This window comes from Bradyrhizobium ingae (assembly GCF_055791185.1).
In genome coordinates, this window is the sequence record NZ_JBVUBB010000081.1 from 1 (window position 1) to 6,045 (window position 6,045).

8 protein-coding genes are annotated in these 6,045 nt (G+C 60.2%); 4 read left to right on the forward strand and 4 right to left on the reverse strand.

All coding sequences use genetic code 11. The annotated features are described in order from the left end of the window. From ACV1FX_RS41470 to ACV1FX_RS41480, 3 genes are all read right to left on the reverse strand, one after another. Positions 1 to 601: DUF2285 domain-containing protein (locus ACV1FX_RS41470; RefSeq protein ID WP_473123243.1), on the reverse strand; the 601-nt coding region annotated here is incomplete at its 3' end. A 58-nt stretch (positions 602 to 659) separates the two neighbouring features. Further along, positions 660 to 848 (reverse strand): transcriptional regulator domain-containing protein, encoded by a 189-nt coding sequence (locus ACV1FX_RS41475; RefSeq protein ID WP_084801356.1) that lies wholly within the window; start codon positions 846 to 848, stop codon positions 660 to 662. Positions 849 to 1,010: 162 nt separating this feature from the next. Beyond that, positions 1,011 to 1,286: a DNA -binding domain-containing protein gene (locus tag ACV1FX_RS41480; RefSeq protein ID WP_473123244.1), complete on the reverse strand. Its 276-nt coding sequence runs from the start codon at positions 1,284 to 1,286 to the stop codon at positions 1,011 to 1,013. A gap of 165 nt (positions 1,287 to 1,451) precedes the next feature. Between ACV1FX_RS41480 and ACV1FX_RS41485 the strand changes: the two genes are divergently transcribed. After that, entirely contained in the window at positions 1,452 to 1,706 is a 255-nt protein-coding gene (locus tag ACV1FX_RS41485) for a helix-turn-helix domain-containing protein (protein ID WP_473123245.1), read from the forward strand. Between the two features lie 106 nt (positions 1,707 to 1,812). Here ACV1FX_RS41485 and ACV1FX_RS41490 read toward each other — a convergent pair whose 3' ends face one another. Further along, positions 1,813 to 2,133, reverse strand: a complete 321-nt coding sequence (locus ACV1FX_RS41490) for a DUF736 domain-containing protein (RefSeq protein ID WP_473123246.1) — start codon at positions 2,131 to 2,133, stop codon at positions 1,813 to 1,815. 489 nt (positions 2,134 to 2,622) lie between these two features. Between ACV1FX_RS41490 and ACV1FX_RS41495 the strand changes: the two genes are divergently transcribed. From ACV1FX_RS41495 to ACV1FX_RS41505, 3 genes are all read left to right on the forward strand, one after another. Further along, positions 2,623 to 2,814 (forward strand): hypothetical protein, encoded by a 192-nt coding sequence (locus ACV1FX_RS41495; RefSeq protein ID WP_473123247.1) that lies wholly within the window; start codon positions 2,623 to 2,625, stop codon positions 2,812 to 2,814. Between the two features lie 504 nt (positions 2,815 to 3,318). Continuing rightward, positions 3,319 to 3,489 (forward strand): hypothetical protein, encoded by a 171-nt coding sequence (locus ACV1FX_RS41500; protein ID WP_473123249.1) that lies wholly within the window; start codon positions 3,319 to 3,321, stop codon positions 3,487 to 3,489. Next, a complete protein-coding gene (locus ACV1FX_RS41505; RefSeq protein WP_473123248.1) occupies positions 3,446 to 5,710 on the forward strand; it encodes a hypothetical protein in 2,265 nt (754 codons plus the stop codon). Before ACV1FX_RS41500 ends, ACV1FX_RS41505 begins: the two co-directional genes overlap by 44 nt. Positions 5,711 to 6,045 lie beyond the last annotated feature (335 nt).

Sequence of the window (6,045 nt, forward strand, 5' to 3'; positions counted from 1 at the left end):
AAGCTTCTGCGCCAACCCGGCAACTCCGGCGATCAGCAAGCCGCCTGATCTTCATCCAACGCCAATCATATAGCTCACCGCCCCCGCGCGCCCGCGTCAATCTGGCGGCCCTCCTCGTAGGCGTACGGCGCATCAGCGCCAAACCCGCCTTAACCAGGCGAATAACTCGGCTGCGCAGGTCGTGGGTTTTCCAGGCGCGCTCAGAGACGCGTCTTGAACCAAACAACACCTCGGCGATGGCACGATAGGAGGCGCCATCCATGCATCCATCGAGGGCGCGCAGCGCCAGCGCCAATCGCTTACGTCGTTGTACCGATAGATGATGAAACGGAGGTCCTGGCGGGCGACCGTTGATCGTACGCAACAACCGATTTGCGGCATGGGCACGGATCTCAAACGCGTCAGGCGGCAGTTCGAATGCATAAGTGGCACCGAACTGCGGGGCCTGTTTCAGCCACAGATGATGTTTGGCTCCCTGAATGCGCAATACAAGATGCCAACCATCCGCTGCCTTTCTGATCCTGTCCGATGCAGGTTCGGCAAGCGCAAGCGCAGCGGCAACGATATCCGAGCCGGAAGCGCTCCGAACGATCGGTAGCACCGCCGGTAAAGCCTCCGGCGCCCAGAAGATGGCCTGCTGATGAAAGGACCTCTGCGGGTCATGAGCGAAAGCAGAGGCCCCATCTCCTCCGAAATTCAGGAGTCACCTGCCCGTGTTTCGAAACCGTGTTCCGATAGTCAGCTTGATACTTGGGATTGCGACGGAGGATTTCCCAGGCGAAATCCGACGTCTCGCCATCTTTGACGCTCTGATACGACGCCGGTGAGCGCCAGTCGAATTTAGACACTGCTGTGATCTCCCGCTAAATCGAAATTGCGGCGCAGTGTCTATAAAGCCTGGGGTTGCTATGGAAGCCACGAATTGTGCATCACGCGTGATGCACATAGTCGATCACGCCATCAACGGGAGAAATTCTTTCTCCCTATGCAATCCAGACGATGATTTTTTGCTATTTGGGGACGCCAACGCGAAGCAGGTCGCGGTAGCCCTGGTCCGCCATCCATTTTGCACGTGCCAAATGGCTGTCGAATGCGCTGCGAGCGCGCCCTGGCTCGCCATCCGGATCGATATGCAACACGATCCTGGCTACTTCGCTCCAATCAGCGCCATCGGCCTCGGCATCGAGGAGCCGCCAATACGTCACCAGGTGCTGCTCGTCATAGGACGTCAGCGCCGCATCTGTGGGCGCCAAGTCCGCGACATCGGGGTCAAGAGGCGTTTGCATGAGAATCCCGCAAAGTATGAGAACAAACGTGTCGGTGGCGACTCGACGCGCGGGGCTTGCTCGCTGAAGGTCGCACCTTCGCTCTATCCCCTGGTTCGGTCCCAACCCTAGAATACATATTATAGGAGATAAACCTCCTAGTATGTAAAGACGCAACTTGCGCAGATGGACATGCGCAAGCTGGTGGGCCGGAATTTCTTAGAACTGCGGAAGCGGAAGGGCTTCACGCAGGAGAAATTCGCCGAGGCCTCCGGCTTCACGCAACAATACATCAGCAAGTTGGAGTGTGGTCAGCGCAATCCGACTGTAGTGACGCTGTTCGAGCTCGCAAGCACGCTGGGCGTCAGTCACGTCGACCTTGTCTTGCCTGACGAAGAATTTTGCAAAGCACGTCCCAAGATCGCGAAGCGAAATTCATGAATCCGATCGATTGCGGATCAATCCGGCGGTCTGGGCCATTTTTTTCTGCTGGCTTCAAAGAGCGCCCCGCCCGATCAGATCGGGCGGGGCGTAGGTGTTGCGAGGCTTACTCGCCGGTCTTGCGCGGCCGCGACCAGAGGAGGGTGTAGCCTTCGCCGTCTTCATCGTCGAACAAGTTGGCGTAGATCGGCGCGTTGAACGAGGGGTCATCGAGCTTGAGCGAGAGGTAGTCGCGGCCTTCCTCGGAGCGCTTCGACCAGGCCGCCCCGATTTCTGCCCGGCCCACATAGATGCGGTGGCTGGGAGCGTTCTCGTTTGAGCGGTTGGCCTCGGCGACGATGCGGACGCCCCTGGCCTGCAGGCTCAGCGTGACGATCTCACCCTGGAAATCGGAACCGACCTTCTTGAAAGAACCGATGGTAGCCATGTCACTTCTCCTTGGTTTGTTTCGAGCCCCGCGACCACCGCGGCCTCGATGGCGATCTGACAGCCGAAGACGATCGGCGACGCACCCGCATCTTCCCGCGGGCCGGAGCGTGAAGCGGAGGATGCCGGCGGGGAGACTTTCTTGCCTCGCGAGGAATGGGCGTTAGCCCAGGGGAAGAAAGTCTCCCCGGCGGCATTGCGTCTCAGACGATCGAGGCGCAGCCGGTCTTCGGCCAGATCAAGCCAACGAGGCGAGGTGCGTCCGAGCGCTGAACACAGACTTAAGCGGGAAAAGACGTGGTAGACCGCGCTTTGCATCACAAGAAGGCGGCAGGTTTCGGCGCAGAGAAAGAAAGAGCGTGCGGGAAAAGGCGACACGACATTGCCGTTGGGCAGCGGTTGCGCCCAAGCATCTACCGTCGATCGCTCACGGAGGACCGACTGGAGCCGTCGGTCTGATCGAGCGCTACGAAGTAACAGGAAGCAGCCAATGAGCGACGATCTCTGTCTTGAAGAGAGAGCTATCAAGGCGGTACGCGATGATCGCGAAGCTCTTGCCGCTGTCGCAAATTCGGAAGACTGCGCAAGCGGCCGCGCATCGAGCGCGCATGAGCTTGCTGCCAGATTTCGACCGAGCAATCCTCGAGGTTCGACCTCCATCAATCGGGCCGAAGCTATTTGATGGGGGTGCAAGAGCAGTCACCCAATTGGACGAGGCGCGGCAGGTCTTCAACGATGCGGCTGAAGGGGGCTCGCCAGGCCCCGACTGCTCGAGAGGTGCAGTTGGCATATATTCCAGATACCTGCGAACGCACGTCGCGCACGGTCCCGATTTAAATGATCGGCTGACCGACCACAGCTTAAAGGACTGGATGACCTATTTGCCGCGGCGATCATTGCCTCAACTTATCACGAACTGGTTCCCATCCCGGCAGCGGCTGTGAAAGGGCGGCGCTGAACCGCCAGGTCTTCGATCGAACATCCTCGCGAACGGGGACGCCGCGCGGGCCAACTGGAGCGCGATGGCCCCACTGGCACTCCGCCGTACGCACGTCCAGGACCTGCCGAGGGCTATACCAGTCCCTCTTCGTTCAGCGCCGGCAGTGTTGTGCCGCGAACTGATGGCCTGCTTGCGATCAGGACGCGGTGTCTGCCAGGCAGAAGATTCAAGACCACGGGATCTTCCATGGAATTGGAAGGCACGATGGTTCGGATTTTTTTGTGCATCCGCGAGAATGCTTTTCGTCAGCTAATGGTCAGCCAGGCGGTGTATCTCGATAGGCTTCGCATTATCGCCTGGATCGGAGGTGGATATGACGGGCATTGGCCGGCTGCGGCCTTTCAAGTCGCAGGTTGAGGCTGTGAGAGCGGACAGCACGTCGGGATCGAGCAGTTCGCGCTCGGAATCAGGACTTGCCGCTGGGGAAGGTGGCCAATCGTTCGATTCCGTCTTGGAGCGGATGCGCTCTGGGCCTCAAGACAGAACGGCGCCGGTCCTCAGCCAGCCGCGAACTTCGGGTCCCATTTCGGCGACAGGCGACGAGATCGAGGCAGCAAAGCGACAAATGGACGGCCTGCTTGAGGAACTTAATACTTGCCGTAGTGCGGCCACGCAAGTGTTGCGGGACTCGTCGGAGGCGCAAGAGCGAATCGACCAGCTCGTCAAGGCAGGCGTAAAAGTTCTGGACTACCGCGCGAGCCTGCCCCCGCATGTGGCACGTAGGGTTCTGTCCGATGATCGGGCTCGCCGACTCCGCGACGAGGTGCTCCGTGCGGCGGACCAATGCAACACACTGGCCACCCAGACTGTCTACTCCTTGGAGCAAAGCAGGAAGAGTGCGGCCACCGTGCTCGACCGGATGCGCCAATCCAACGCTCCCTCCGACCAGCTGAGCCGAGCGGTTTCCAGTGTGGCGGACCGCTATGCGGCCTGCATGAAGTGGTGGGGAAAGAAGGCATTGCGCTCGGAACGGATGCAGTCCGTCTGCGCCGCCACTGCCAACTTACCAGGTACAACGGCCGAGATGCGGCAGGCCGAAGAGGCGGCACTGCGGCTGCACACCGGTTGGGCACTCAATACGAAGTGCATGCATCTGCAATCGCGGATCGCTCTCGCGCAGGTCATGATTGAGCCGCAGGCGAGCACGTTCGAACCAGCCTTGAGGGACATCCTTATGGGTGAGAACGGGCGGGTGCGTCTGCTGGGAACCTTCATCGAGGATGTGTTTCCTGCATTCGTCTCGACGGCCGATGCCGTTCTAAACAGCAAAGGACGCGTACTCGATGCAGAGCACTGTGCCGTTCTGGAAGGAGTCATGGAGCGGCTTTCGGAATTTGCGTCGGCGTTGCATGACATCGGTGCCAAGCTAAGCGATGTCGGAACAGGTACCGATCTCCCATTGGAACTCTTGGGTAAGATCGTGGAAGGCGCGTGGGTCACTGCGGACGAGGCGATGCGCTTCCTGGCACTGCAGCCGAAGACCGCAGCCAACATTGCACCGCCGGCCGACGCTCGGGCTGCGATACCGACCAACACGACCGGCGATGCTGCAGTGGCGGAAGGCACGACAGCGCGCAGGAAGGGGAAAGGCAAGCGCACGCCGGCCGCTGGCGCCGGGAGTTCGGCGGCCGGGCGGACGCAGCCGCAGGTCGCTATGTCCGAGACGGCGCCAGCAGCCAAGGTTCTCGTGCTCTCGGATCTAGGAACGAAGAAGCTCGTGAGCGCAGAGGAGGCGCATGCGAGGGCATCATCGTCGGCGACGCACTTGGCAATCTGGCAGGCCCCGCCCTCGATGGAGGCACTGACGCCACTCCTCAAGCGTTTGGACGAACTTTTGCAATTCGATCTGGCTGGTCAACAAAGGACCGCCTCGCAAGTACGCCAGATGAAACCCGAGGACGCCGACCACGTCGTGGACACCGTGGTCAAGCGCCTGCAGACCCAGGCAACGGAGACGCAGGCCTGTGTGGCCGCGTTGGAGGAGCCTCGCCGGCGCGGTCTACTCACGCCTGTGCAGTTGCGCGAAGTGCACGACAAAATAGTCGGGCTCAAAGTGATGGGGTCCGAGGCCCAGGGGCTGGCCAAGGCTTTGAACGAGCGAAAGGCCACGACGAGAATTGATTGCATGAAGACGTACGCCTTTCCGTCGCAGAAATACCTTGAACACTTGCGGACGACCGAGGAATTGGCGCCCGCGGATGCGCCGCGCGCGTTAAAGGGTGAGCCAGGCGCACTGTTTGAGATCAAGCTGCAACCTCGGGCGCTGCGCAATGGTGCCATTCCGAATCCGATGTGGGTGCACATCCATACGAAGCGGCCGGTACACGCGCGGCAGTTGGCGACGCTTGATGACGCCGACTTCGCCGCTTGCCACGTCAAGTCCAATGAACAGCGCGGCTACAATCGGCAGTGGCAGAACGCCCAGGCAGCGACGGGTCATGAGAACGTCGTGGTCCACCGCGGCAAGCTCACGCCTGCGTTCTGTAAGTCCTTGTTGACCACGGCGCTCAGCGACCACCCAGGCAATCCGTTTGCTGAAGCGGAGTACTGGTCGATGCAGGCCGCTCGACACTTGTAGTTGGTGCGTCTCTCGAAAGAGCGCCTTGTGGTGACACCCTCAGTGAGACCTCCGAAGTCCGGAGCCAGGAAGCCGTGATCAGGTCGCGGGCCTTCAGCAGCCGGTAGACTGAAAGCTTCCGAGACGAACTCCTGTCGCTCGCCCGCCGAACGCACGGCCAGTTCTCGCGGGGATAGCTCCGAAGAGCAGTTCTAAAGCCGTGTTGCCGAGTCCTCCGTGAAGAATGCGGATTGACCTGAAAAATAAGCAAAAATGGTCTTGAGAAAGTATTCGATTTTGCAGGAAAGCGGTGTGTGGGACCTCGCTTTCCTGCGTTTTGGGATTTCGTTTTTGAG